The 25550-nt window shown below is 68.4% G+C and carries 23 protein-coding genes; 11 read left to right on the top strand and 12 right to left on the bottom strand.

Features of this window, described 5'->3' with window-relative positions:
• Positions 1 to 31 precede the first annotated feature (31 nt).
• The 6 genes from argG to LRQ07_RS00345 all read left to right on the top strand — a co-directional run bounded on the left by argG (position 32) and on the right by LRQ07_RS00345 (position 8821).
• On the top strand, positions 32 to 1477 hold the full coding sequence (argG, locus tag LRQ07_RS00370) for an argininosuccinate synthase (RefSeq protein WP_256535481.1): 1446 nt from the start codon (positions 32 to 34) through the stop codon (positions 1475 to 1477).
• A 417-nt stretch (positions 1478 to 1894) separates the two neighbouring features.
• On the top strand, positions 1895 to 2530 hold the full coding sequence (locus LRQ07_RS00365) for a TetR/AcrR family transcriptional regulator (protein ID WP_256535480.1): 636 nt from the start codon (positions 1895 to 1897) through the stop codon (positions 2528 to 2530).
• Entirely contained in the window at positions 2527 to 3381 is an 855-nt protein-coding gene (locus LRQ07_RS00360; RefSeq protein WP_256535479.1) for a hypothetical protein, read from the top strand. The genes LRQ07_RS00365 and LRQ07_RS00360 overlap by 4 nt, the downstream gene beginning before the upstream one ends.
• A complete protein-coding gene (locus LRQ07_RS00355; RefSeq protein WP_131491601.1) occupies positions 3378 to 5213 on the top strand; it encodes a YhgE/Pip family protein in 1836 nt (611 codons plus the stop codon). The genes LRQ07_RS00360 and LRQ07_RS00355 overlap by 4 nt, the downstream gene beginning before the upstream one ends.
• A gap of 135 nt (positions 5214 to 5348) precedes the next feature.
• On the top strand, positions 5349 to 8000 hold the full coding sequence (locus LRQ07_RS00350; RefSeq protein WP_256535478.1) for a penicillin acylase family protein: 2652 nt from the start codon (positions 5349 to 5351) through the stop codon (positions 7998 to 8000).
• Between the two features lie 59 nt (positions 8001 to 8059).
• A complete protein-coding gene (locus LRQ07_RS00345; RefSeq protein ID WP_134352617.1) occupies positions 8060 to 8821 on the top strand; it encodes an alpha/beta fold hydrolase in 762 nt (253 codons plus the stop codon).
• A 71-nt stretch (positions 8822 to 8892) separates the two neighbouring features.
• Here LRQ07_RS00345 and LRQ07_RS00340 read toward each other — a convergent pair whose 3' ends face one another.
• The 7 genes from LRQ07_RS00340 to LRQ07_RS00310 form a co-directional block, all read right to left on the bottom strand.
• Positions 8893 to 9789, bottom strand: coding sequence for an endonuclease domain-containing protein (locus tag LRQ07_RS00340; protein WP_256535477.1), 897 nt, complete (start codon positions 9787 to 9789; stop codon positions 8893 to 8895).
• A 297-nt stretch (positions 9790 to 10086) separates the two neighbouring features.
• Positions 10087 to 10476 carry a monovalent cation/H(+) antiporter subunit G gene (gene mnhG / locus LRQ07_RS00335; protein WP_134352615.1) on the bottom strand — a complete coding sequence of 130 codons (390 nt, stop codon included), beginning with the start codon at positions 10474 to 10476 and terminating at the stop codon, positions 10087 to 10089.
• Positions 10473 to 10742, bottom strand: coding sequence for a monovalent cation/H+ antiporter complex subunit F (locus tag LRQ07_RS00330; RefSeq protein ID WP_256535476.1), 270 nt, complete (start codon positions 10740 to 10742; stop codon positions 10473 to 10475). The genes mnhG and LRQ07_RS00330 overlap by 4 nt, the downstream gene beginning before the upstream one ends.
• Positions 10739 to 11326: a Na+/H+ antiporter subunit E gene (locus tag LRQ07_RS00325; protein WP_256535475.1), complete on the bottom strand. Its 588-nt coding sequence runs from the start codon at positions 11324 to 11326 to the stop codon at positions 10739 to 10741. The genes LRQ07_RS00330 and LRQ07_RS00325 overlap by 4 nt, the downstream gene beginning before the upstream one ends.
• Positions 11326 to 12876 (bottom strand): Na+/H+ antiporter subunit D, encoded by a 1551-nt coding sequence (locus LRQ07_RS00320; RefSeq protein WP_047523454.1) that lies wholly within the window; start codon positions 12874 to 12876, stop codon positions 11326 to 11328. The genes LRQ07_RS00325 and LRQ07_RS00320 overlap by 1 nt, the downstream gene beginning before the upstream one ends.
• A complete protein-coding gene (locus LRQ07_RS00315; RefSeq protein WP_052193689.1) occupies positions 12873 to 13442 on the bottom strand; it encodes a Na(+)/H(+) antiporter subunit C in 570 nt (189 codons plus the stop codon). The genes LRQ07_RS00320 and LRQ07_RS00315 overlap by 4 nt, the downstream gene beginning before the upstream one ends.
• The gene (locus LRQ07_RS00310; RefSeq protein WP_256535474.1) at positions 13442 to 16411 is read right to left on the bottom strand and encodes a Na+/H+ antiporter subunit A; all 2970 of its coding nucleotides are present in this window, start codon (positions 16409 to 16411) and stop codon (positions 13442 to 13444) included. Before LRQ07_RS00310 ends, LRQ07_RS00315 begins: the two co-directional genes overlap by 1 nt.
• A gap of 120 nt (positions 16412 to 16531) precedes the next feature.
• Here LRQ07_RS00310 and LRQ07_RS00305 point away from each other — a divergent pair, with 120 nt between their 5' ends.
• Positions 16532 to 18028 (top strand): hypothetical protein, encoded by a 1497-nt coding sequence (locus LRQ07_RS00305; RefSeq protein ID WP_256535473.1) that lies wholly within the window; start codon positions 16532 to 16534, stop codon positions 18026 to 18028.
• 16 nt (positions 18029 to 18044) lie between these two features.
• Here LRQ07_RS00305 and LRQ07_RS00300 read toward each other — a convergent pair whose 3' ends face one another.
• Positions 18045 to 19106, bottom strand: a complete 1062-nt coding sequence (locus LRQ07_RS00300; RefSeq protein WP_256535472.1) for a LacI family DNA-binding transcriptional regulator — start codon at positions 19104 to 19106, stop codon at positions 18045 to 18047.
• 60 nt (positions 19107 to 19166) lie between these two features.
• Between LRQ07_RS00300 and LRQ07_RS00295 the strand changes: the two genes are divergently transcribed.
• On the top strand, positions 19167 to 20405 hold the full coding sequence (locus tag LRQ07_RS00295; RefSeq protein WP_256535471.1) for an MFS transporter: 1239 nt from the start codon (positions 19167 to 19169) through the stop codon (positions 20403 to 20405).
• Positions 20406 to 20408: 3 nt separating this feature from the next.
• Here the strand turns inward: LRQ07_RS00295 and LRQ07_RS00290 are convergent, their stop codons facing one another.
• Positions 20409 to 21065, bottom strand: coding sequence for a response regulator (locus LRQ07_RS00290; RefSeq protein ID WP_232763009.1), 657 nt, complete (start codon positions 21063 to 21065; stop codon positions 20409 to 20411).
• Positions 21062 to 22258 (bottom strand): sensor histidine kinase, encoded by a 1197-nt coding sequence (locus LRQ07_RS00285; protein WP_256535470.1) that lies wholly within the window; start codon positions 22256 to 22258, stop codon positions 21062 to 21064. The genes LRQ07_RS00290 and LRQ07_RS00285 overlap by 4 nt, the downstream gene beginning before the upstream one ends.
• Positions 22259 to 22373: 115 nt before the next feature.
• Between LRQ07_RS00285 and LRQ07_RS00280 the strand changes: the two genes are divergently transcribed.
• Entirely contained in the window at positions 22374 to 23198 is an 825-nt protein-coding gene (locus LRQ07_RS00280) for a GAP family protein (protein WP_256535469.1), read from the top strand.
• A 73-nt stretch (positions 23199 to 23271) separates the two neighbouring features.
• Entirely contained in the window at positions 23272 to 23967 is a 696-nt protein-coding gene (nucS, locus tag LRQ07_RS00275) for an endonuclease NucS (RefSeq protein WP_047522024.1), read from the top strand.
• Between the two features lie 11 nt (positions 23968 to 23978).
• Here nucS and LRQ07_RS00270 read toward each other — a convergent pair whose 3' ends face one another.
• Positions 23979 to 24227, bottom strand: coding sequence for a response regulator (locus LRQ07_RS00270; RefSeq protein WP_256535468.1), 249 nt, complete (start codon positions 24225 to 24227; stop codon positions 23979 to 23981).
• 144 nt (positions 24228 to 24371) lie between these two features.
• Here LRQ07_RS00270 and LRQ07_RS00265 point away from each other — a divergent pair, with 144 nt between their 5' ends.
• A complete protein-coding gene (locus LRQ07_RS00265) occupies positions 24372 to 25040 on the top strand; it encodes an HAD hydrolase-like protein (protein ID WP_134352609.1) in 669 nt (222 codons plus the stop codon).
• 133 nt (positions 25041 to 25173) lie between these two features.
• Here the strand turns inward: LRQ07_RS00265 and LRQ07_RS00260 are convergent, their stop codons facing one another.
• Positions 25174 to 25380 (bottom strand): cold-shock protein, encoded by a 207-nt coding sequence (locus LRQ07_RS00260; RefSeq protein WP_017203899.1) that lies wholly within the window; start codon positions 25378 to 25380, stop codon positions 25174 to 25176.
• Between the last annotated feature and the right edge of the window lie 170 nt (positions 25381 to 25550).

Raw genomic sequence — 25550 nt, 5'->3', positions numbered from 1 at the left:
CGACACGCCGCCCGCGGATAGACTGGGAGCCATGTCCAAGGTCCTCCAGTCCCTGCCCGTCGGCGAGCGCGTCGGCATCGCCTTCTCCGGAGGACTCGACACCTCCGTCGCCGTCGCGTGGATGCGCGAGAAGGGCGCCGTGCCCTTCACGTACACGGGCGACCTCGGCCAGTACGACGAAGACGACATCGAATCGATCCCCGGCCGCGCGCTGGAGTACGGCGCGGAGGCCTCGCGCCTGATCGACTGCAAGACCGCCCTGGTCGAAGAGGGCTTCGTCGCCCTCTCCTGCGGCGCGTTCCACATCCGCTCCGGCGGCAAGACCTACTTCAACACGACGCCCCTCGGTCGCGCGGTCACCGGCACCATGCTGGTGCGCGCGATGAAGGAGGACGGCGTCGACATCTGGGGTGACGGCTCGACCTACAAGGGCAACGACATCGAGCGGTTCTACCGCTACGGCCTGCTCGCCAACCCGCGTCTGCGCATCTACAAGCCGTGGCTCGACGCCGACTTCGTCACCGAGCTGGGCGGCCGCAAGGAGATGAGCGACTGGCTCGTCGCGCGCGACTTCCCTTACCGCGACTCCGCCGAGAAGGCCTACTCGACCGACGCCAACATCTGGGGCGCGACGCACGAGGCGAAGACGCTCGAGCACCTGGACGTCTCGCTCGAGACCGTCGACCCGATCATGGGCGTGAAGTTCTGGGACCCCTCCGTCGCGATCGAGACCGAAGACGTCACCGTCACCTTCGAGTCCGGTCGTCCGGTCGCGATCAACGGCGTCGAGTACAGCGACCCGGTCGCCCTCGTCATGGAGGCGAACACCATCGGCGGACGCCACGGCCTCGGCATGAGCGACCAGATCGAGAACCGCATCATCGAGGCCAAGTCCCGCGGCATCTACGAGGCCCCGGGCATGTCGCTACTGTTCATCGCCTACGAGCGCCTGGTCAACGGCATCCTGAACGAGGACACGCTCGCCACCTACCACGAGCAGGGCCGCCGCCTCGGTCGCCTCATGTACGAGGGCCGCTGGTTGGAGCCGCAGTCGCTCATGCTGCGCGAGTCGATCCAGCGCTGGGTCGGCCTCACCATCTCGGGCACCGTGACGATCCGTCTGCGCCGCGGAGACGACTGGACCATCCTCGACACCGTCTCCGCGAACCTCTCCTACGGTCCGGAGAAGCTGTCGATGGAGCGGGTCGGCGATGCCGCATTCGGACCGGTCGACCGCATCGGCCAGCTCACCATGCGCAACCTCGACATCGCCGATTCGCGCGCACGTCTGGAGCAGTACGCGGGACTCGGCCTCGTGGGTGGCGCGACCGGCGAGCTCGTGGGTCGCGTGACGGCCGGCGAGTCGAGCGAGATCACCGAGTCGGTCCACGGATCGATCTCCGAGGCCGATGAGACCCTGGCGGATGCCGTCGACTCCGCCTCCGAGGGTGCGGCCTTCGACTCCGGCACCGACTGATCCCGGGCGCCTGAGCCCGGGCCCCTGCCTCGGGCGCCTGCCTCGGACGCCTGACTCGGGCGCCTGACCCGGACTCCACCTGACGCGGAGCCCAGCACGCACGCGGGGCTGCGCCTCACGCGGGTTTGCCTCGCACAAGGGTTTGCCTCGCACCTGCATGATCCGGCGACGGATGCATGACCGGTCCATCCGGATCGCTCATGCATCCGGGGAACAGTCATGCATGTGGGACGAGCCATGCCTGCCGGACCGAGCCATACCTGCCGGACGAGCCATGCCTGCCGGACCGAGCCATACCTGCCGGTCCGAGCCATCCCCGCGGGGCCGAGCTATGCCCGCGGGGCGGGGATCCTGAGAGCCGACTTCGAATCCAACCCCTATCTTGCACACTACTGTGCATGATCGTATCCTGGACCGATGACAACTCGTGCACCCCGTCGCGACGCCGTCGAGAATCGCGCCGTCATCCTCGCCGCCGCACGCTCGACCCTGGCGGTCGACCCGTATGCCTCGATCGATGTCATCGCACGCAACGCGGGCCTCTCCCGTCGCACGCTCTACGGGCACTTCGACGATCGCGACGCCCTGATCCGCCAGCTCATCTCGACCGGAGCACAACGATTCAATGCGATCGCCGCGTCGATCGATGACGAGGATGCCCGGATCACCCTCGCCCGCCTCGCCGCGCGGCTCTGGCACGAGGCGGCGCACGTGCACCTCGCTGCGGCACTCGCGCTCGATGAGACGCATGTGGAACACACCGCGGCGGCACTCGCACCCCTGCGTCGCACCGTCGCCGACCTCGTGCGCCGCGGCCAGGAGGACGGGAGCTTCCGCACGGACCTCGCCGCGCCCACGCTCGCACGCTTGATCGAGGAGATGGCCCGCACCGTCGTCTCGCGCACGGATGCCACCAGCTCCGACGCGGCCGACGTCGCCGTGCGCACCGTGCTGAGCGTCGCCGGGCTCTCCTGGCGTGAGATCGATGACCTCCTCAACGCTCACCCCGACATCGACGCCACCGCTCCCGCAGATCGGACGGCCCGCGTATGAAGATCGCCCTGCAGGACGTGAGCAAAGGACGCGGCGGTCAGGCCCTTCCGGCGACGTCGTTGGAATTCCACACCGGTGCCGTGCGCTTCGCCCTCGCCGAGACCGAACAGCGCCCGACCGTTCTCGGACTGATCGCGAGCGGCCGCATGCGCCCCGACACCGGACGGGTGAGCATCGACGGTACAACCGACCCGAAGGCGCTGCGCCGGCACCTCGCGCTGGTCGATGCCCCGGATGTCAGCGATCCGCATCCCGACATCACGCTCGCCGGCGTCGTGGGCGAAGAGCTCATGTTCGCCGGCGTCGGCGCCACACCACTGCACGCACGGCGCTGGCTCGCCCGGTTGGGATTCAGTGAGCTGGCGTCGGTCCCAATCGGGAACATCGATCCCGCCGCCCGCATACGCATCCTGTGCGAACTCGCCGTGCTCCGCGAAGGCGTCGAAGGGCTGGTCCTCGTCTCCCCCGACCGGCACGGCGGACGTCCGGACGGCTGGTGGCGCATCGCCGGGGAGTTCGCCGACCGTGGCTACGCGATGCTCGTGATCGTCGGCGGCTCGGCAGCGGTCGCTCTGGAGCGGATGCACGAGTTCGAGGCGATCAACGCCTCCGGCCCCGTCCAGCCACTTCCCACACCCACACCCGACCCCGAACCCGACCCCGAACCCGAGCCCGAACCAGAACCAGAACTGGTGGCCGACACGCCAGAGGTCGGACCGGACGGGGCAGAAGGTCCTGCATTTGGCGTGTCGGCGGACGCCACGAACCTTGACGCGGACGCCACGAACCATGACGCGGACACCCCGCTTCCCCTGCGCGAGGACCCCTCAGAGAACGGAGGTGGGCGATGAAGGTTCCCGCCATGATCGCCGCCGAGCTGCGGCGACTGACTGCGAGCAGGATGGGGATCCTCGCCCTGGTCGCGCTGATCTGCGTGCCGATCCTCTACGGCGGCCTCTACCTTTGGGCGAACCAGGACCCGTATGCCAAGTTCCCCGAGGTTCCCGTCGCTCTGGTCGTCGACGACGCCGGTGCGCCCGCCCCCACCAGCGGCACCGAGCCGGCGACCGGCGAAGACGTGAACTACGGCGAGGATGTGGCCGAGAACCTCCTCGAGGGCAACGCTTTCGACTGGCAGCGGATGACGGCAGACGACGCCTCCGAGGCACTGCGGACGGGTGCCGTCGACTTCACCGTGACCATTCCGGCGGACTTCTCCACCGCACTGACCTCCGCCGCCGGCACGGACCCCCACCAAGCACGGATCGTCCTCGAGACCAACGACGCGAACAACTATCTCGCCTCATCGATGGGTACCCAGGCCGTCGAGAAGATCCGCAGCTCGGTGGCTGAGATGGTCGGGAGCCAGGCGGCCGAGCGACTGCTCACCGGCCTCAGTGACGTGCGCGACAACCTCGTCACCGCGACGGAGGGGGCCACGCAGCTCGCGGACGGCGCGGGGACGGCCGCGACGGGGAGCTCCACGCTCGCAGACGGCACCGCCAAACTCGCGGACGGCACCGCTCAACTCGCGGCAGGAGCGCAGACACTCGCGAGCGGCGCACAGCAGGTCAGCGCGGGGAACCGCCAGTTGGCGGACGTCGCCGACCGTGCCGGCGCGGCAGTCCAGCAGGCGACCAACGCCCTCCCGCAGGTGCGCACCGACATCGCGAACGCCCTGACGGAGCGGGGTCTCACCCCGGAGGAGATCGACCAGGTCCTGGCCACGCTCGACCCGCTGGGCTCCCGCCTGGAGGAGGGCAACGCGCAGGTGCAGAGCGCGGTCGGCAAAGTCGACCAGCTCGCCGACGGCGCCGCATCCCTGGCGTCCGGTGCCGCCGATCTCGCATCGGGGGCCGGCACGGTCGCGACCGGAGCTTCGGCCGCGAACACCGGCGCGGTCCAACTGCGGGACGGGCTCGCGACGCTCGCATCCGGAACGACGGAGCTGCGCGACGGGCTGTCCGCCGGCGTCGACGCGATCCCGTCCTCCACACCGGAGCTGCGGACACTGCAGGCCGACACGATCGCCGACCCCGTGAAGGTGTCGAGCGACAAGGTCGCGTCCGCGGAGGACTACGGCGCCGGCCTCGCACCGTTCTTCGCCGCGCTCTCGGCCTGGATCGGCATCTACGCACTGTTCCTGATCGTGAAGCCGATCTCTCGGCGCGCGATCACCGCCCTGCACTCGCCCATCCGCATCACGCTGGCCGGGTGGCTGACCCCCGCGATGCTGGGCGCCGTGCAGATGGTCGGGCTCATGGGCATCCTGGCGATCACCCTCGGCTTCACCTTCGACCACCCGCTCGGCACCCTCGGTGTGATGATGTTCGCCTCGGCCACCTTCGCGGCGATCATCCTCGCCCTCAATGTCTGGCTCGGGTCGGTCGGGCAGTTCCTCGGCCTGGTGCTGATGGTGCTGCAGCTGGTCACCGCGGGAGGGACGTTCCCCTGGCAGACGCTGCCCGGCCCCCTCGCCGCCCTCCATCACGTCCTCCCCCTGGGCTACGTGGTCGACGCGATGAGGCAGCTCATGTACGGCGGAGACTACGCACGCGCCGGGTGGGATCTGGTGGTCCTCGGAGCTTGGCTCGCCGGTGCGCTGCTGCTGGCGATGATCGGGGTGACGCGCATGACCCATCGGCGCACCCTGCGCGACCTGCAACCGAGCTTGATCGGCTGACGATCCCGGGCGTTCGTCGCGGGACACGCCGTGACGAGCGCCCGGCCGGATATGATGCGAAGGCGCGACCCTGATACGCGCACTGGGGCTCGATGGGACTGAGTTCCACATGTCTACCCGAAAGAGTTCTCGACGATGACGACCGATTCACAGGCATCCGCCGCACCCGCACGCCCCTCCCTGGGAGTCCGGATCGGACGCATCGCGTTCCTGGTGGTGGCCGCTGTCGTCGTGGTCGCCGTGGCCGCGGCGTTCTTCGTGACCTGGACAATCCAACGCTCCTTCCCGCAGACGGCCGGCACACTGGAGCTCGATGGGCTCCAGGCCGAGGTCACGGTGCAGCGAGACGCCCGCGGCATCCCGACGATCACGGCGGACTCCACCGACGACCTCTTCTATGCCCAGGGCTTCGTGCACGCCCAGGACCGGTTCTTCGAGATGGACTTCCGTCGCCACGTGACCGCGGGTCGAGTCGCGGAGATGTTCGGTGAGTCGCAGGCCGCGACCGATGCGTTCCTGCGCACCCTCGGCTGGCGCGACGTCGCCGAGGCCGAGGTCGAGGCGATGGACGACATCACGCGCGGCTACTACGAGGCCTACGCCGACGGGGTCAACGCCTACCTCGCTTCCCGCTCCGGAGCGGAGCTGTCGCTTGAATATGCAGTTCTCGGCATACAGAACCCGGACTACGTACCCGAGCCGTGGGAGCCCGCCGACTCGGTCGCGTGGCTCAAGGCGATGGCCTGGGACCTCCGGGGCAACATCGAGAACGAGACCGAGCGCTCGCTCCTCGCCGCCGAGTCGAGCGAGGCCGACGAGACGACCACCGAGACCGGCGACCTGCTCGCGCAGCTCTACCCCGACTATCCGTTCGACGAGAATCCGGTGATCGTCCCGAAGATCTCCACGGTGCCGACTCTCGACACCGGCGCAGAGCCCGCCGCCTACACGCTCCCCGAGACCGAGGGCCAGATCCAGCAGGCGACCACGACGATCGAGTGGACCGAGACGTCGAGCGTCATCGAGGCGGCGAGCGAACTCGTCGGCGATGTGGGCGAGGGGATCGGCTCGAACTCCTGGGTGGTCTCCGGCGACCTCACCGAGAGCGGTGCACCGCTGCTGGCGAATGACCCGCACCTCGGCGCCTCCCTCCCTTCGGTCTGGTACCAGGTGCAGCTCACCTGCTCGACCGTGGACGACGACTGCCCGTTCGACGTCAGCGGCTTCTCGTTCTCGGGATTGCCCGGCATCGTGATCGGGCACAACAGCCAGGTCGCCTGGGGCTTCACCAACCTCACGACCGATGTGACCGACCTCTACGTCGAGCGCGTCGTCGGCGACGAGTACTGGCGCGACGGGAAGCTGGTCCCGCTCGAGCAGCGCACTGAGACGATCAAAGTCGCCGGCTCCGACGACATCGAGTTGACGATCCGCTCGACCGTGCACGGGCCGATCATCTCGGGGCTCACCGACGACTTCACAGCGATCGCCGACGACCCCGCACCCGCCCTCGACGCCGGTGGTGCCACCACTCCCGCGCCCGGCGCAGAGGACGACGCCGAGTACGCGGTCAGCCTGCGCTGGACCGCCCTCGACCCGGGCACGACAGCGACCGCGATCTTCGCCCTGGGCACCGCGCAGGACTTCGAGGACTTCCGTTACGCCGCGTCCCTCTTCGACGTGCCGGCCCAGAACCTGATCTACGCCGACACGGAGGGCAACATCGGCTACCAGACGCCCGGCCGACTCCCGATCCGGGGCGCCGGCGACGGGTGGATGCCGCAGCCGGGATGGGACAGCAGCTACGACTGGACCGGGTACATCCCGTTCGAGGAACTGCCGGTGTCGTACAACCCCAGCTCGGGGTACATCGTGACCGCGAACAACGCGATCGTTGCGGATGACTACTCCTACTTCCTCTCCCGCGACTGGGACTACGGGTACCGGGCGGCGCGCATCGCGCACCTGATCGAACGACGCGCGGCGGCCGCTCCGCTGACCGCCCAGGACATGCGCGACATCCAGATGGACAACGAGATGTGGATAGGCAAGCACCTCGTGACCGTGATGGGGGACGTCGAGGTGAGCGGAGCCGGACCGAAGGACGCCGTGGAACTGCTGACCACGTGGGACGCCCAGAACTCGGCATCCTCCGCCGCGGCCGCCTATGCCAACGTGCTCTGGTCGAACCTCGTGCAGAACATCTTCGCCGAACGTGAACAGCCGCTCCCCATCGACGGGCAGGGCAGGCTCTTCACGGTGGTGGCCGACTTGTTCGAGGACCCGTCCGACCCGCTGTGGACCAACACAGCGCTCGGCGTCGACGGGATGGATTCCATGCTGAAGCTCTCGGCGGAACAGGCCTACGAGGAGCTCGCCGCGCTGCAGGGTGAAGACGTCCTGCGGTGGAACTGGGGCGATCTCCACGCGATCACCCTCACGAGCGACACCCTCGGCTCCTCCGGCATCGCGCCGATCGAAGCGCTCTTCAACCGGGGCCCGTTCCCCGTGGGCGGCGGAGCGTCCGTGGTGAACGCGACCGGATGGGCGCTCGGCGTCTCGTACGCGACGACGACGGTGCCCTCGATGCGGATGGTCGTCGACCTCTCGGACTTCGATGCGTCGACCTGGAACCACCTCACCGGGGCGTCCGGCCACGCCTTCCACGCGAACTACACCGACCAGACCGAGGACTGGGCTGCCGGCGTGCAGACGCCGTGGGCCTTCACGGAGAAGGCCGTCGCGGCGGCGACCGTCGACACCCTGGTGCTGACCCCGGCCGGCTGAACGGTCGCGAGCGGCGGCGCCGGAAGCGGCGCCACAGGATGCTCGGCTAGCGTGGGTGGGTGCCATCCAGTTACCTCGCCCCGAAGGGCACTCCCGCCACGCTCCTGGAGTTCGAGCACGGGGGTGCGACGCTCATCGCAGAGACGTTCGGGGAAGGCCCCCACACCTATCTGCTCCTGCACGGCATCGGCATGGGACGCAGCGTCTACCTCGACATCGTGCAACGGCTCGAGGGGCGCGTGATCGCACTCGACCTCCCCGGATTCGGTGAGGCGCCCGAACCGACGCGCACCCTCACCATGGAGCGGCACGCCGACCTGGTCGCGGCCTATCTGACGCACGTGGGGGCGAGTCCGGTCATCGTGATCGGCCACTCGATGGGAAGTCAGATCGCGGCCGAGCTCGCCGCGCGGCATCCCTCCCTGGTCGAAGGCGTAGTGCTGGCCGGCCCCACGGTGAACAAGGCGGCGCGCAACGTCGGTGCCCAAGCGCGGTACCTGCTGCTCGACCTGATCGGCGAACGCCCGTTGGTGCTCTGGCGCGGGGCGAGGGAGTACCTGCGCGGAGGCCCTCACCTGATCCGGAAGATGCGCGCGACCATCGTGCACGAGCCCGAAGACGCGTTCGTCCGCATCAAGTGCCCCGTGCTCGTGCTCCGCGGTGAGAGCGACCCGCTGGCGCCGCTGAGCTGGTGCCGCGAAATCCTCGACGCCATCCCCGGGGCCGCCCTCGAAGTCATCCCCGACCACGGTCACGGCACCCTGATCAGTGACTCCGAGCCCGCAGCCCGGCTGATCCACGAGTTCGCTGCCCGCATCTGACCCCTCACCGACCGTCGGCGTTCACAACTCAGGACGCAACGCGCCCTCGGCTCTCGGCGGCGCCTCCTTGCTCAGATCCAGGTCGTCTTTCCTGATCTACGAACACCGCGCCCCGCGAACCTCTCCCCGAACACGTCGATGATTTCTCGAAGAGCGGCCTGAACCGAGAGCGGACTACGAAGGATGTCGGCCGCGAGGGGACGAATCGTCACGTAGCCCGCGCGTGCCGCTGCGATGTCGCGATGGCGATCCTGCTGTTGCTTTCCCCACCCCTCGTGAAACTGCCTGCTGTCACATTCGATGATCAGCCAGCCGTCCACGATGAAGTCGACGTAGCCGACACCCGAGATGAGGACCTGGGTCTCATACGCGAGCCCGAGCGCCCGCAGCATGAGACGAACGAGCGTCTCAGGCCCGGACGCCGCTGACGAATCTACAAGACGCAGGAGCGGTCGGAACCGCGCCGGCAGATCCTCGAAGAGCGCCTGCAGCTCCGCCATCGTCATGAGGCCGTGGTGAGTCAGGCTGTCGAGCGTGGCAACCGTGGCACGAGGTGTCTGACAACGAACGGCATGGCGTACCGCTGCATGAAGAGTCGACACATGCAGCAGCTGCGCGTCCGGCTCATCGGCCCAATGGAGATGCGGCGCATCGGCCTTTCGGGCGGGGAGACGCGAACTGTTCCTCGGCACCTGCACGTGCAGCGTCGTGTTGGTCAGGACGAAGACTCCGATGACCTGCAACAAGGACAGACAAGTGAGTCGGCCTCCTGCGCGGACCGCTTCGATGACCGTCCGATCAATGCCCGGGCGCGCGTATCTGTTCCTGCGCGGACGAAGGAGATGCCCCGCGCGCACTGCGGCTGTCACTTCGCGCGACGTCATACCGCCATGTAGGAGATCTTCGCGGGTGTGGAGCATCGGCGTGAAGAGCGCGGTCGCACGCTGTCCTGGAGTGAGGTTCTGCACGGATCGAGACTGGCGGGGCTGACGACTCCGAGGGCTGCTCCACCAGGCAATGTGAATGACTTCTGTCGATCGTCGAGATGTGCAGACTGGGTGGTGTCGTCGCCGATCCACCCTTCCTGGCGGATGCCGTTCACAATTCAGGAAACTCGGGGGCATAAGGCATCAACGTGGTCTGGTTCCGTCTGCCCCCGCCGACTTCTCCTGAATTGCGAACCTCGTCACGGACTATAGTGCCCAGAACACCTTGCCCGGCCGGCGCTGCACCGGCGCGGCACCGGCGCGACACCTGGGGGGAGGTCAGCCGGCGGCGGGCGGTGTCTGCTTCGACTCGGCGAGCTCGTCCACGACGAGGCCCCGCTGCTCGATGGTTCCGTTCCGATAGGCCTGCCGCCCGACCATGTGCGCCGAGAGCGGAGCGGTCGCGAACTGCATCAGCACGATCGGCGCGATGAGTACGAGACCGACCAGGATGCCGCCGATCGACCGCTGAGACAGGGCGATGGCGATGCAGATGAGCAGGAGTCCGAGGACCTGCGGCTTGGTGGCCGCGTGCAGACGGGAGGGCACATCCCGGAAGTGCAGCAGTCCGACCGCCGCCGACAGGCACAGCACGGCACCGAGCAGGATGAGCACCAGGACCGCCACGTCGATGACGGCATCCGGGATCATGAGACCGAGCACGTTCATGGCGTCGTGTTGTCCCTTCTCGCGACGAACCGGGCTACCGCGATCGACCCGAACACTCCGATGGCCGCGATGATGAGGAGGACGGGGATGTTCCGGGTGTGACCGTTGATCGCCATCTCCGCACCGATCACGCACATCACCTCGGTGAGGAGCACGTCGGAGGCGACGGCGCGGTCGAGGATCGACGGTCCGCGCACGATACGGATCAGGGCGAGGATCGCGGCGAGGCCGAAGACGACCATGATCAGCAGGAGCAGGATGTTCATCGGACACCGCCCTTCGTTCCGAGTCCGGCCCGTTCGTCGGCCTTGAGTGCACGGTACTGCGCGGGGTCGCCGAGCGCACGCACGATCCTGCGCTCCCACCGGAGCACCCCGGCGCGCTGCTTCTCCACGTCGTCGGTCGTCCGGACGCCGATCACGTGCAGGTACAGGATGCGTCGGTCGCGATCGGTCTCGACGACAAGCGAACCGGGGATCAGTGAGGACACCACGGCGACGTGCGTCATCACCAGGTCGTCGGCGTAGCGCAGGGGCACCGCGACGATGGCTGTGCCCGGCTGGCGGCGGAAGTCGAACACCTGCACCGTGACCGAGAGCGCGCCGTTGAGCACGGCGAAGAGGAACTGCACGACGAAGAGCGCCGCGTACCAGAGGTTGACTCGACCGGAGAGGGCGACGGTGGGCAGCCGGAAGACGCGGGTGACGAAGATCGCGACGATCAGTCCGGTGAGGAAGGACAGCACGGTGAACTGCGCCCACAACAGCATCCAGAGCACGACGAGCCACGCCAGGAAGGGCAGCTGCACCCGGATGTCGCGCCAGAGATGACGTCGGGTCTCGCGCTCCATCAGCCCACCTCCTCTTCCAGCTGCACCAGGCTCACCGGCTGCAGCAGGGCGGCACCGATACGGTCGCACAGGGCGTAGAGGGGACCGGCGAAGACCGTGAGGGCGAGGGTGACCGCAACCATCCCCCCGGTCGCGACGGTCATGATCTTCGGGATGCGACGACGCTCCTGCTGCTCGTCGGCGGCCGGGGCGTTGCCGAGGTAGGAGATGCGACCCTCGGTCTCGGTGGAGTCCTCCTCCTCACGCCAGAACGCGAGGTTCCAGGCGCGCATGAGGGCGTACAGCGTGAGCAGCGAGGTGATGATGCCACCGAAGATCAGCACGAGCATGAGCGGGGTGCCGACGGAGGCCGCCGCCTCGAACAGTGCGAACTTGCCGATGAACCCCGAGAACGGTGGCAGGCCACCGAGGTTGATCGCGGGCACGAAGTACAGCACGGCGATCACGGGGGCGACCTTGAGGAGTCCCTTGACCCGCAGGATCGATGTGCTGCCCGCTCGACGTTCCACGAGGCCGACCGCGAGGAACAGGGTCGTCTGCACGACGATGTGGTGGACGATGTAGTACACCGTCGCACCGATCGCGGCCGGCGTCGCGATCGCGAGACCGAAGATCATGTAGCCGACATGGCTGACCAGGGTGAACGACAGGATTCGTTTGAGCTCCGCCTGCGCGACCGCACCGAGCACCCCGACGATCATGGTGGCGAGCGCGATGATGAGCAGCAGGGTGTCGATGCTGTTCGAGGCGAAGAGCTGCGTCTCGGTGCGGATCAGCGCGTACACGCCGACCTTGGTCAACAGGCCTGCGAACACCGCGGTGACCGGGGCGGGCGCGGTCGGGTAGGAGTCCGGCAGCCAGAAGGACACCGGGAAGATGGCCGCCTTGATGCCGAACGCCACGACCAGCATCAGGTGCAGCACCAGCTGGGTCTCCTGCGGGAGCTCCGACATCCGCTCGGCGATCTGCGCCATGTTGACCGTGCCGAGCGCACCGTAGATCATCGCGATCGACGCCAGGAACAGGATCGACGACACCAGCGAGACGACGATGTAGACCGCGCCGGTGCGGATCCGGGACTCGGTGCTGCCGAGGGTGATCAGGACGTACGAGGCGACGAGCAGGATCTCGAAGCCGACGTAGAGGTTGAAGAGGTCGCCGGCGATGAAGGCGTTGAAGATACCGGCGGCCAGGATCAGGTAGGACGGGTTGAAGATCGAGATCGGTGTCTCGTCGGTGCCGTCGGCCGCACCCTGGCCGACCGAGAAGAGCAGGACCGCGACCAGCACGATGCTCGAGATCAGCACCAGAAGCGCGGCGAGCCGGTCGACGTAGAGCACGATGCCGAATGGGACGGGCCAGCCGCCGACGGACACCGCGAGCGGCTCACCTCCGTCGACCACCACGAGGAGGATCGCGGCGATCACCGAGACCGCGGCGAGCGTCGCGACGGTGACGACGACCTGGAGCCGCGGGTTCCGGCCGAAGACGAGCGTGACCGCGGCTCCCAGGAGCGGCAGGGCGACGAGGAGCGGGACGAGGGCGGTCATGGCTTGCCCTCCTCGTTCTGTCCGTGGTCGTGACGTTCGTCGTGGTCTGCGTCGCCACCCCAATCGGTGGGCGCATCGAAGGGTGCGTCGTCATGGATGGCGGAGTGATCGCGCATGTGCAGCACCGTGATCGGCGACGTCTGGACCCCGACGAAGTCCGTGGTGGCCTCGTCGTCGTCGGTCTCGGACTCGTCGTCCATGAGGTCTTCGTCGGCGTCGGTGCGCTCGCGGAGCGCGATGTCGGCCTCGTCGTCCTCGACGGTGTCGGCTTGGCCGAGCTGCCAGGAGCGGTAGATGAGGGCGAGGAGGAAGGCGGAGACCGCGAACGTGATCACGATGGCGGTGAGGGTGAGCGCCTGCGGGAGCGGGTCGCTCATCTCGCCTTCGGTACCGAAGAACGGAGCGTTGCCCGGCACTCCCATCACGATCAGGAGCAGCAGGTTGGTCGCGTTGCCGAGCAGCAGGAAGCCGATCAGCACGCGGGTCAGGCTGCGCTCCAGCATCGCGTACACGCCGCAGGCGAAGAGCACGGCCATGATGATGATCAGGGTGAGGGAGACATCCATCAGCGGCTCCTCCCCTCACGGGAGAGGAAGCCTTCGGGGCCCGGTGTGGACCGGAGGGCAGTCTGCCGATCGACCTCGGCGCCGAGGCTGCGCAGGACGTCGAGGACCAGACCGATCACGACCAGGTACACGCCCACGTCGAAGATGGTCGAGGTGACGAACTCCATGTGCCCGACGCCGGGGATCTCCCATTCCCAGAAGGTGCTGGTCAGCGGTGCGAGGCCGAAGAAGAGCGGCACGACCGCGGTGCCGACGGCGAGGATCAACCCGGTACCCAGGAGTCGCCCGGCGTCGGTGGGCGCCGCGGCGCCGAGCTCCCACCGGCCACCGGCGATATATCGCATGACCAAAGCCATACCGGCGACGAGCCCTCCGGCGAAGCCTCCGCCCGGAAGGTTGTGCCCGGAGAACAGCAGGAAGATCGAGACCACGATGATCGTGTGGAACAGGATTCGGACGATCACCTCGAGCAGGATCGAGCGGTTCTCGGGCTTCATCCTCTGTCCGCCGACGAGCCAGGCACGCGGGCTGCTCTCGTTCTCGGATGTCTGGAAGCGGATGCCCTCGGTGGTCTCGACGAGCGGGCGGCTGCGGGCGGCCTTGCGGGTGGCCCGCGGCAGATTCTTCGTGCCCGCCAGAAGGTCGGCACGGTGCGTGACGAACACCAGGGAAGCCACACCCGTCGCGGCCAGCACGAGCACCGAGAGCTCGCCCATCGTGTCCCAGCCGCGCAGGTCGACCAGCGCCACATTGACCACGTTCTTGCCGTGGCCGATCTCGTAGGCGATCTCGGGGAAGATCTCCGAGATCGGGTCGGCGATCCGGGACTGGGTCGCCACGACGGCGATGAAGGCCATCGTGACGCCGACGCCGATCGCGAGGAGCGCACGCGGAACCCGGCCGACGGAGGCGTTGTGCTCGCCCATCCGCGCGGGGAGGCGACGGAGCACGAGCGCGAACGTGACCATCGTGACGGTCTCGATGAGGATCTGCGTGAGAGCGAGATCCGGGGCACCGCTCGTGGCGAAGAGGACCACCATCCCCAGGCCCGTGACCGACACCAGGACCACTCCCGTGTAACGCTTCTGCGCACGGACGGCGAAGACTCCGGCGATCGCCATGATCGGTGCCACGACGATCTGGGCGGGGGTGTGCCATGCCGACAGGTTGTAGCGATCGATGTCACTCGCGATGAGCGCTGTCACTTCTGCGGAGACGAACACCACGAAGATGGTGCCGACGTACACCGGCAGGGAGCCTCGCTGGGTGAGCGTGGTGCTCAGGACCGACAGGCGGTCGACGCCGCGCATGACGAGGTAGTACACGTCCGCCGCCGTGAAGCGCAGCAGGCGGGCCTTGCGATCCCATCCGGTCTTGCGGCTGAGCAGGAAGAGCCCGATGCCGAGCAGGATCGAGAGGATCGAGATGCCCAGTGCAGGTTCGAAGCCGTGCCAGAGGGCGAGATGCCCCGGACCCTCGACGGCTTCTCCGGCGTGGTCGAGCCCGGGGCTCGCGGTGAGCGCGTACCCCTGCAGGGCGACGTCGAGCGCAGGGGCGCCGATTCCCGCGGCGAGGGTGACTCCGGCGAGGATGATCGGCGCCGACAGGAATCCCACCGGAGGGTCGGGCCAGGCGGTGTCCGGGAGCTGCTGTCCCTGCTCATCACGCTTCTTCCAGAAGGCCCCCCAGAGGAAGCGGGCCCCATATGCCGCAGTCAGCATGGAACCGAGGACCACCCCGATGAGCGCGACCAGACCCCACGGGGATCCTCCCAGCGCATCGTCGAGAAGAGCGGTGAGGGTCGATTCCTTCGCGACGAAACCGATGGTCGGAGCGATGCCGACCATCGAGGCGATGGAGATGAATGCCGCCGTCGCCATGACGGGAGCCTGGCGTCCGACACCGGAGAGCTCGGTGATGTCTCGCGTGGAGAGCTGACGGTCGATGACGCCGACGATCAGGAACAGGGCCGACTTGAACAGCGCGTGACCGATGACCAGGGCGAGGCCCGCGAGTGCCGCGGCCTGGGTTCCGTAGCCGAAGACCACGGCGAAGAAGCCGAGCTGGCTGACCGTGCCGAACGCGAGGATGCGCTTGAGGTCGGTCTCACGCAGCGCCTGGATGCCGCCGATCAGCATCGTCAGGATGCCGAGGGTGATGACGATGGGGCGCCACGGCGCGCTGAACGCGAAGATCGGGGCGAACCGGGCGATCAGATAGATACCTGCCTTCACCATCGCCGCCGCGTGCAGATAGGCGCTGACGGGAGTAGGCGCGGCCATCGCGCCGGGAAGCCAGAAGTGGAACGGGAACAGTGCCGACTTGCTGATCGCTCCGACCAGCAGCATGACGATCGCGGCATCCACGATCGGTCCGGACGGCGCGATCTCGAGGATCTCGCGGATGCTCGAAGTGCCGGTGTCGACGACCAGCAGCACGACCCCGACGAACATCACGAGTCCGCCGAGCGTGGTCACGAGGAGTGCCTGGAGCGCTGCGCGTCGGCTGGCGGCACGGCGCCGGTAGTGACCGATGAGGAGGTAGGAGAGGATGCTCGTCAGTTCCCAGAACATGACCAGCATCACGAGGTCGTCGGTCAGGACGAGACCGTACATCGCGCCGGCGAAACCGAGCAGCACCCCGGCGAACTGACCGATGCCCGCCGCGTCGTCGTGGAAGTACCACCGGCAGTAGAGCAGCACGAGGGCGCCGACCCCCGTGACGATGAGCGTGAGCACCCAGCCGAGCACGTCCATGTTCATGGACAGGTTGAGGCCGAGTTGCGGGATCCAGGCGACCGACTCGAACGGAACCGGACCGTCGAGGACCTGTGGCGTCATCACCAGCGCATGCACGAAAGCGGCGGCCGGGACGAGGGCCGCGATCGCGAACGCCTGAGCTCCGAGCCAGCGCACCAGAACGGGCATCAACAGCGACCCGAGGAGGAACACGGCGAGGAGCGTCAGCATATACGCGGCTCCCTCGGGGGTCGTCGGCCCCACAGCTCTCGCGGGGGTCTCGCGTCCAGTTTACCGGCGCGAGGCGCACCTCGCGCTTCTCGCTCTGCACGAACGTGCAAGAGTGGTCGCATGCGGGCGTGGGTGCGGGAGCTGGCCGGTGGGGTCGGAGCCCTCGGGCTGGCACTGATCACCGCCGCGCAGGTCGCTGCGTCCGCGCGTTCCGAGTTGCTGTTCCGTGACGCGGATTCCTTGGTCGTGGCGATGTTCGCACGGTCCGTCCTCTCCGGGCAGCCGATGGACTGGGCGATGTCGAGCGTGCTGTTCCTCCCCGAGACCGCGTTGTTCGCGGGCCTCGACACGGTCCTGCCGTTCGAGGTGGACGGTCTGTTGGCCGTGAGCGCCGTGGTGAACCTGCTCGCCCTGTACGGAGCCGTTCGCGTCGTCGCCGGCCGTCGGTCCGAGCGCTCGGCGCCCGTCACGTGGTCGTTACTGAGCGTCGCCACCTTCTCCGTTCTCGCCATGACCGCAGTATCGGCGTCTCGGGATGCGCTCGAGCTCGCGTCCTTGACGTTGACGACGACCTACTACGCCGCGACCGTCGTCGCCGTCGTGCTCTCGGTCGGACTGGCCCGGCGGGTGCTGGACCGGGGCGCGGGCGGCGCCGTCCCGCTGATCGCGCTCGGCGCCACAGCCCTCGTGTCGACCCTGTCGAATCCTCTCTACGCGGTGTGGGCGACGGCGCCGATCACCCTGCTGCTCGCCCTCCTCCTGATCCGAACGACGCAGCGGGCCCGGATCGGCGTGGTGATGGCCGTGCTTCTCGCCGGGACGATACTCGGATTCCTCGGACGCATTCCATTGGCGGCATGGATCGCCAACACCGGTGCCGGCTACGTGCAGCCCGAGCGGTGGTCCGAGTCTCTGCAGTACTACGGCGCGCTGCTGATCGGCCGGCTGTCGACCCCGGGCGGGATCATCGCCGGGCTGCTCGTCCTCGCACTCCTCGTGCTCGCCGGCTTCCGCACGGCACGGGCCTCAGACGACGGCACCCGCTTCGTCGCCACGATCGCCTGGCTCATGCCGATCCTCGTCGCGGTCGGGGCGATCGCGGTCGGCACCCATGCGGCCCGCTACCTGCAACCCCTCGCCTTCGCACCCGTGCTCGCGCTCGTCGCATCGCCTCGCATCGTGCGGCTGCCGGTGCGGGTCCGCCCGATCCTCGCGGCCGCGTCCGTCACGCTGCTGGTGGCGGGCGGCGCGGCAAGCGTCCCTCGGCTCTCCGCCGCCGCTCAGGTCACCGACCCCGACCTGGCCTGCGTGACCGAGTGGATCGACGCGTCCGGCCGCACTGGCGCCGGGCAGTTCTGGACCGTCCGCCTGCCGAAACTGCATCTGCGGGATCCCGCCCGACTCGTCCAGGTGGATCACGAACTGCGGGGCTACGCCTGGCTCGTGAACCGGCACGACTTCGACGTCGGCGAGGTGACGTTCCTGCTGGAGGACGCGCAGACCGTCCCGTGGAGCCTGCCGCTCCCGGCCGTTCCCGATGAAGTGGTCGACTGCGGCCGCTATCGCATCCTCGATTTCGGCGAGACCGCTCTCCCGCTCGGACCGCAGCGCAGTTGATCCGCACCGTGCCCGATCAGCGCGAGGCGGGGCCCGTCGTGGTGCCGGCGTGGAAACGGCAGGTGAGATGCTGCGTGATGCCGGGTTCGCCCCGGAGCATGCGTGCGATCTGCTCCCCCGCTGCCCGCCCCTTCTCGACAGCCGGCTGCACGCTGGTCGTGAGGCTGAGGTCTCCGAGACCGTCGAGCGCGATCCCATCGAATCCGGCGACGGAGAGGTCCTCCGGCACGCGGAGTCCCGCCTCCTCCGCGGCGCGGATCACCCCCACCGCGAGCAGATCGCTCTGCGCGAGCACGGCTGTCGGCCGGGTGGCGGGATCGGCGAGGAGCATCCTTCCCACCAGCACCCCTTCGTCGATGAGGCTTCCGGCGGCGGATATCGCGAGGGCGTCGGGGAAGATCTCTCGCGTCCCGGCGAGCCGATGGATCGTGACATCGACGGTGGCGTTCGCGAGCCGCTCGGGAGTGATCGCCGTCCGTTCGCGCTCGGTGTCGAGGGGAAGCGTGACCAGGGCGACGTCGCGGTGGCCGAGATCCCGCACATGGCGCGCGATGTCGGCGGAAGCTGCCGCGTTGTCCAGAGTGATGCGCGGGATCGACTCCCCCGCGTCTCCCTCGATCACGACGACGGGGAGGCCTCGCCCGACGACGATCTCGAGTGAGGATCTCGTGCGTGCCGAACAGCCGATCAGCACGACCGCATCCACCGGCGCACCGGCGATACCCGCACCCTCTTCCCCCGGCTCGTCGCGCATCAGCAGGATCCCCGCACTGAGTTCGGCGAGCCCGTCGGTGAGTCCGTCCATCAAGGCGGTCGTGACCGGGTCGAGGAAGGCCGCGCGGAGGTGACCTTCGAGCACGACCGCGACGATGCCGCTGCGTCCTCGCCGCAGGGATGCCGCTCGCGGGTCGGGGCCGGCGTACCCGAGGTCGGCCGCGGCGGCGAGGACCCGCTCCCGAGTCGCGGGGGCCACCTTCGCCTTGCCGCTGAAGACGACCGAGGCGGTGGAGGTCGCCACACCCGCCTCGCGCGCGACGTCAGCGATCGTGGGCCGACGTGGCGTCTCCTGACTGCTCATACTTCGAGGATAGCTCCCTTCGTTTCCGAATTGTCGAATCGATTCGATAGGCTGTGCGGCATGGATTCAGCCCTCACCCGATCGCAGTTCGTCCGCTGGCGTGCCGCGATCTTCGCCATCTTCCTGGCGAGCGGCCTCTCGATCGCGACCTGGGCGTCGCGCGTGCCCGGGATCAAGCAGGCACTTGATCTCGACAACGCGCAGGTCGGCCTGATCCTGCTCGGCATGGGCATCGCGTCGATCGTCGGCATCTCGACCGGCCCTGCCGTGATGGCACGCACCGGAGCGCGACGGGGGATGCTCCTGACGATGCTGACGTTCTCCACCGGCATCGTGCTCGTCGGGTTGGGCGCGAACGTCTTCGGCTCCGTCACGGTGGTCCTGATCGGCATGGCGCTGTTCGGCTTCGGCAACGGCTCGGTCGACGTGATGATGAACGTCGAGGCGACGGCGATCGAGCAGCAGATGAGGCGCACGATCCTTCCCGTGTTCCACGCCTTCTTCAGTTTCGGCACGGTCATCGGCGCGGCGATCGGCGCGCTGGCGGCCCAGCTCAGGATCGACGTCGCCACTCATGCCACCGTCATCGGCGTACTGATCGCCGTGATCGCGGTGGTCTGCTTCTTCCAGGTGCCGTCGCGAGAGGCAGCTCTCGACCCGACGGATCACGAGAAGCCGCCGTTCCGCGCACGCATGCACACCGCGTTGGAGGCATGGCGCGAGCCTCGGACGTACCTGCTCGGCATGGTGATGCTCGGGATGTCTTTCGCCGAGGGAGGCGCGAACGACTGGATCGCGCTGGGCACCGAACAGGGGCACGGTTTCGCGGAGGGCACGGGGGCGGTATCCCTCGCGGTGTTCTCGATCGGGATGACGACGGTGCGGCTGTTCGGCGGGCCGCTGGTCGACCGCTTCGGTCGCGTCCTGGTGCTGCGCATCCTCGCCGTCGCTGCGGCGTCCGGCATCCTGCTGTTCGTCCTCGCGCCGACCTTCCCTCTCGTGCTCGTCGGTGCGGCGCTGTGGGGGGTCGGTGCATCGCTCGGCTTCCCCCTGGGCATGTCCGCGGCCGCAGACGATCCGGCCAAGGCCGCGGCTCGGGTGAGCGCCGCCGCCACGATCGGCTACGTCGCCTTCCTCGGCGGCCCGCCCGTCCTCGGGGTCATCAGCGAGCACATCGGTCTGCTCAACACGCTGTTCATCCTGGTCGGGCTGGTCGTGCTGTCGGGGCTGTTCTCCGGAGCCGCCCGTCCACTCCGCGAAGACGAGAAGACACCGGTGGCGCGCACGGAGCAGGGCTGAGGCTCAGCCCTCGCGCCCACGCACCAGAGCGGCCGCGTGGGAACGGCTGCGCGCGCCGAGTTTCGTGAGCACGTTGGACACATGCGTCTTGACGGTGGGCACCGAGATGCGCAGTCGCGCCGCGAGCTGAGCGTTCGACCACCCCTGGAGGATGCCGTCGAGCACCTCCTGCTCGCGCACGGTGAGGTCGTCCTGCGCCCGCCTGCCCGGCGCCTGCGTCCCCGGTGCCGGGTGATCGGTGCTCCGGACGACCGCGGCGAGCGCTCGTCTGGTCACCCGCGGATCCAGCGCCCCCTCCCCCGCAGCCACCGAGCGCACCGCCTGGACGAGGGTCGGCGCATCGACCGTCTTGAGGAGGAAGCCCACGGCGCCGGCACGGATCGCCCCGAACACGAGCTCGTCCTCATCGAAGCTCGTCAGCACGAGGACGTCTCCGAAACCGCGCTCGACGATCTCCCGGGTCGCGGAGATCCCGTCGCGACCCGGCATCCGCAGATCCATGAGCACCACGTCGGGTCGCAGTGCAGCCGCGTTCCGGACGGCCACGTCACCGTCCGCCGCTTCCCCGACCACGGTGATGCCTTGCGCCTCGAGCATGATGCGCAGACCGGCTCTGATCGCCCCGTGGTCGTCGGCCAGCAGCACCGTCGGGGCGGTCACGCCCGCACCTCGACCGGGATGCGACCTTCGACGGACCATCCGTCCGCGACTCGGCCGGCCGAGAAATCACCGCCCAGTGCTCCGACACGCTCCCGCAGCAGTTGCAGTCCCCATCCCTCGTCGCCGTGCGCGGCTGCCGCACTGGCGACCCCTCCTCGCGAGTGCACCCCGACGCGGACCCCGCCGTCGTCCCCCTCGATCGTGATGTCGACCTCGGCACCACTCGCGTGCCGGATGCAGTTCGTGAGGGCTTCGCGCACGATGCGGACAACGGCCTGCTCGGGGCCGGCACCGAGGTCGGGGAGCTCGCCGGCGGTGAAGCGGATGAGGAGACCCGTCCGCTCCGCCTCCTGCACGATGCCCGCCAGGTCGGACCAGCGCGGTGTCGGTGTGACACTCCCGTTTCCGCGACGCAGGACCGAGATCATGGACCGCAGGGCGCCGTGGGCGTCGAGACCTGCATCGCGGACGGCCCGTAGCGCATCCCGGTCCGTCGTGCGGTCGGGCTCCATCGACAGCGCGGCCTCGGCACGGATCGCCATCGCCATGACGTGGCCGGCCACCACGTCGTGCAGCTCCCGCGCCATGGTCTCCCGTTCGCGCTGCACGGCCTCGACGCGGTCCCTCTCCGCGACGGCGGCGGCTTCTTCCGCGCGCTGGCGGTGCAGCTCGGCGAGCTCATGGGCTTGGGACACGGCGACGGCCCACCAGTAGTCCGTGCCGAAGATCGCGCCGAACTGCACGCCGATGAGGAAGGCGACGGGGAATCGCACGTCGGTGAAGAGCCAGGCGGTCAGGAAGAGGAGGATCGTCGATGCCCCCAGCAGCCCGAGCAGTACGCGGCGCCCGTGCGGTCCGGCGAGGAACGCCGCCGTCCACAGCACGTCCAGCAGCACGACGAGGGTGCCGAGGCCGCCGACGGTGAGCAGATCGATGACGAAGAGCAGCGTCACCAGGACGAGCACCGTCGTCGGCATCCGCCTCTTGGCCAGCGCGAGCGCGCATGCCGGCAGCGCGAGCACCAGAGACCACCAGGGTGAGAACGGCTCGGGGAGAATCGAGAACGGCCCCCAGATACCGCGGAACCCGAGCGCGGCCATCACGATCGCGAGAAGGGCCATGCCGACCGGATCGGCCCACCAGCGGTGACGGCGATACCAGGCGCCGAATCCGCCGTCGACCTGCTCATGCATGCCCTCATGCAATCACGGTGCGCATGCCGGCGCATCCGACGAAGGGATGAGGAGGGCGTCGAGAACGGTACTTTCGCCCGATCCGTCACGGCTGCACATCGGCGAGCGTGAAGCCATGGAACTCTTCGGCGGGCTGCCGCTCCCCCTTTCCCTCGCGCTCCTGGCGCTGATCGACGGGTTGAGTGTCGGCACTCTCCTCATCCCGGTCTTCCTCCTGCTGCATCCGGGACGAATCCGTGCCGGTCGCATCCTCCTCTACCTCGCCACGATCGCCGCGTTCTATCTGCTCGTGGGGCTCCTGTTCCTCTGGGGATTGGTGAACCTCGTCGACGTGGCTTCCGCCTTCCTCGCGTCTCCGACCGGGCTCATCATCCGTCTCCTCGTGGGAGGCGGGCTCCTGATCACGGCGTTCGTGATGCCGACGGGCGAGAAGACGGCGAAGAGCGGGTCCACCGAGACGATCGCTCGGCCGAGCGTGCCCGCCGCACAGGAGGAGGCCGGCGGCCGGTCGCCGATGACACCCGACACACCCACCACGACGACGACGGCGGGCACCCGCCCCGGACGCATCACGCGGTGGCGGGAACGTCTGCTCGATCCGCGCACCCGGGGGACCGCGGTGATGGCGGTGGCGATCGCCGCGGGTGTCGTGGAGATCGCCACGATGCTCCCCTACATCGTCGCGATGACGATGCTCGCGGACGCGGGGATCGACACCCCGCTGCGTGTGATGTCGCTCGTCGGATACTGCGCTCTGATGATCCTGCCCGCGATCGTCCTGCTCCTCCTCCGCCTCGTCGCCGCGCCTCTGGTGCAGCGACCGCTCGAGCGCTTCGCCGCGTGGATGCAGCGCACCGGCGCCGAGAACACCGCCTGGATCATCGGCATCATCGGATTCCTGATCGCGCGTTCCGCCGCCACCGAGCTCGGGCTCTTCTGAGCCATCCGCTCGTTCCCGGCCGCCGCCGTCGACGGTGCGGCGGGGCACCTTCCCGACGAAGTAGGCTCGACGGGTGCGTCTCGTCATCGCCCGCTGCTCGGTCGACTACACCGGTCGGCTCAATGCCCATCTCCCGCTCGCCACGCGTCTGCTCGTGCACAAGGGAGACGGGAGTCTGCTCGTGCATTCCGACGGCGGAAGCTACAAGCCGCTGAACTGGATGAGCCCGCCGTGCTCGCTGTCGAGCGAGGTTCCCGGCGAGGAAGAAGCGAGTGCCGGCGTCGTCGAGGTGTGGCGCGTGACGCACAAGAAGACCGGTGACGCACTGCGCGTGCAGATCTACGAGATCATCCACGACACGTCCCACGAGCTGGGCGTCGATCCCGGACTGCAGAAGGACGGCGTCGAGGCCGACCTGCAGCGGCTCCTCGCCGAACAGGTCGAACGCATCTCGGAGGGCGCGACGCTGGTGCGCCGCGAGTACCCCACGGCGATAGGACCGGTCGACCTTCTGGTGCGGGACGCCGACGGGGCGGCGATCGCCGTCGAGATCAAGCGACGCGGCGACATCGACGGCGTGGAGCAGCTGACCCGCTACCTCGAGCTGCTGGGCCGCGACCCCCACCTCTCCCCCGTCCAGGGTGTCTTCGCCGCGCAGGAGATCAAACCCCAAGCCCGTGTTCTCGCCGAAGACCGGGGCATCCGCTGCCTGGTGCTCGACTACGACGACATGAAGGGCATCGAGTCGGGCATCCCCCGCCTGTTCTGAGTCGTCCCCTTTCAGCGCGCGGCGATGAGCCGCGGCGTCGGTCCTTCCAGCCGCGCGATGGCGATTTTCACCTCGAAAACCTCCTGCTCGATGCGTGTGAAACGCACGTCGAACTTCGCCTCTTGCGCGTCGAACCTCGCGTCCACTGCCGCGAACCGTGCGTCCATGCGACTGATCATCCAGCCGAATCCGCTGACGGTGGCCACCAGAGTCGTCGCCGCCGTCGCCAAGATCGTAATGATTTCCATCGACACGTACATGCCCCCATTCTCACCCGTGAAACCGCCGTTGTCACGACCTTATATGGAGACATTTCGTGTTCACATAAGGTGTGCATAAGGTCCTTAGGTGCACACCTGTGCAGGAAGCACGGTCATCCTCTCGCGGCACCCTAGGCTGGGAGCATGTCCCACTCCCCCTACTCCTGCGTATTGTGGGACGTCGACGGCACCATCGTCGATGCCTCCGTCGGCATCCTCCGTCGGCTCAACACCGCGCTCACGCACTTCGGCCACCCCGCGCCGACACGCGAGGAGCTGGTGCACTGGATCGGGCCTCCGATGTTCCAGTCGTTCCAGGACCAGGCCGGGATGACGCCGGAGCAGTCCGCCGAAGCGGTCGCCTTCTACCGCACACTCGGCAAGGCAGACGGGTACACGACCGACGTCGCGACCTATCCTGGCGTGACCGAGCTCATCAACGAGCTCCATGCCGCGGGTGTCCCCCAGGCGACGGCGAGCTCCAAGCCCGAGAACCAGGTGGACGCACTCGTCGACCATTTCGGCCTCCGCCCGGCATTCCTGACCACCGTCGGCGCAACGCCGGATGAGGCGACCCTCGCCTCGAAGACCGACATCGTCGCCGAGGCGTTGCGTCGCCTGCGCGACCTGGGCGCCGACACCTCGAATCCGGTTCTCGTCGGCGACCGGCACCACGACGTCGAGGGAGGCGCGGCCAACGGCGTGCCGGTGATCTTCGTCGAGTGGGGCTTCAGCGACCCCCACGAAGGAGACGACGCCGCGTTCCGCGTCGGCTCCGTCCCCGAACTGCGCACGCTGCTGATCGGCAGCTGACCGCGAGCCGGCGGTCAGCGGGCACGTCGCTCATCGTGCCCGTGCGACCTCATCGCCCGGCAGAAGCACAGAACTCCCCGACGGAGTGCGCTCGTGACGCGCTCCGTTCGGGGAGTTCTGTGTCTCGCCCGTCTCAGACGGGGCGAATGTTCTCTGCCTGCAGGCCCTTGGGGCCCTGCGCCACATCGAACTCGACTCGCTGGTTCTCTTCGAGAGACCGGTAGCCGGATGACTGGATGGCGGAGTAGTGCGCGAAGACGTCAGCGCCTCCGTCGTCGGGGGAGATGAAGCCGAAGCCCTTCTCCGAGTTGAACCACTTGACCGTGCCCTGGGTGCTCATGTACTGCCTGTTCTGCTGGGTAAAAAGCCGACGCAGGGATGCCCCGACACCGCTAACGCTAGTGGAGGAGGCCCGGAGAGGAATAGCCGCGGCAAGAAGGTAATCCAAATGTTGCATGAGCGGCACACGGCCGTGATCCGGCAGGCGGGCGCGTGGGAGGGGGCATGGAC

Origin of the sequence: Microbacterium sp. J1-1, from assembly GCF_024498615.1 — a bacterium.
GTDB lineage: Bacteria > Actinomycetota > Actinomycetes > Actinomycetales > Microbacteriaceae > Microbacterium > Microbacterium aurugineum.
Note: the sequence above shows the minus strand (reverse complement) of the source record. Positions and strands in the feature narration are given on the sequence as shown.

What these genes read in the sequence shown, in the direction of transcription:
- LRQ07_RS00310 (WP_256535474.1), bottom strand. Translation starts at nt 16,411, where the DNA reads ATGCTGACGCTCCTCGCCGTGTTCCTCCTCGGGTCGCTGTTGATGCCC.
- LRQ07_RS00305 (WP_256535473.1), top strand. Translation starts at nt 16,532, where the DNA reads ATGCGGGCGTGGGTGCGGGAGCTGGCCGGTGGGGTCGGAGCCCTCGGG.
- LRQ07_RS00350 (WP_256535478.1), top strand. Translation starts at nt 5,349, where the DNA reads ATGACGACCGATTCACAGGCATCCGCCGCACCCGCACGCCCCTCCCTG.
- mnhG (WP_134352615.1), bottom strand. Translation starts at nt 10,476, where the DNA reads ATGAACGTGCTCGGTCTCATGATCCCGGATGCCGTCATCGACGTGGCG.
- LRQ07_RS00265 (WP_134352609.1), top strand. Translation starts at nt 24,372, where the DNA reads ATGTCCCACTCCCCCTACTCCTGCGTATTGTGGGACGTCGACGGCACC.
- LRQ07_RS00355 (WP_131491601.1), top strand. Translation starts at nt 3,378, where the DNA reads ATGAAGGTTCCCGCCATGATCGCCGCCGAGCTGCGGCGACTGACTGCG.
- LRQ07_RS00260 (WP_017203899.1), bottom strand. Translation starts at nt 25,380, where the DNA reads ATGAGCACCCAGGGCACGGTCAAGTGGTTCAACTCGGAGAAGGGCTTC.
- LRQ07_RS00280 (WP_256535469.1), top strand. Translation starts at nt 22,374, where the DNA reads ATGGAACTCTTCGGCGGGCTGCCGCTCCCCCTTTCCCTCGCGCTCCTG.
- LRQ07_RS00360 (WP_256535479.1), top strand. Translation starts at nt 2,527, where the DNA reads ATGAAGATCGCCCTGCAGGACGTGAGCAAAGGACGCGGCGGTCAGGCC.
- LRQ07_RS00320 (WP_047523454.1), bottom strand. Translation starts at nt 12,876, where the DNA reads ATGACCGCCCTCGTCCCGCTCCTCGTCGCCCTGCCGCTCCTGGGAGCC.
- LRQ07_RS00285 (WP_256535470.1), bottom strand. Translation starts at nt 22,258, where the DNA reads ATGCATGAGCAGGTCGACGGCGGATTCGGCGCCTGGTATCGCCGTCAC.
- argG (WP_256535481.1), top strand. Translation starts at nt 32, where the DNA reads ATGTCCAAGGTCCTCCAGTCCCTGCCCGTCGGCGAGCGCGTCGGCATC.
- LRQ07_RS00325 (WP_256535475.1), bottom strand. Translation starts at nt 11,326, where the DNA reads ATGGAGCGCGAGACCCGACGTCATCTCTGGCGCGACATCCGGGTGCAG.
- LRQ07_RS00295 (WP_256535471.1), top strand. Translation starts at nt 19,167, where the DNA reads ATGGATTCAGCCCTCACCCGATCGCAGTTCGTCCGCTGGCGTGCCGCG.
- LRQ07_RS00315 (WP_052193689.1), bottom strand. Translation starts at nt 13,442, where the DNA reads ATGGATGTCTCCCTCACCCTGATCATCATCATGGCCGTGCTCTTCGCC.
- LRQ07_RS00270 (WP_256535468.1), bottom strand. Translation starts at nt 24,227, where the DNA reads ATGTACGTGTCGATGGAAATCATTACGATCTTGGCGACGGCGGCGACG.
- LRQ07_RS00300 (WP_256535472.1), bottom strand. Translation starts at nt 19,106, where the DNA reads ATGAGCAGTCAGGAGACGCCACGTCGGCCCACGATCGCTGACGTCGCG.
- LRQ07_RS00330 (WP_256535476.1), bottom strand. Translation starts at nt 10,742, where the DNA reads ATGAACATCCTGCTCCTGCTGATCATGGTCGTCTTCGGCCTCGCCGCG.
- LRQ07_RS00365 (WP_256535480.1), top strand. Translation starts at nt 1,895, where the DNA reads ATGACAACTCGTGCACCCCGTCGCGACGCCGTCGAGAATCGCGCCGTC.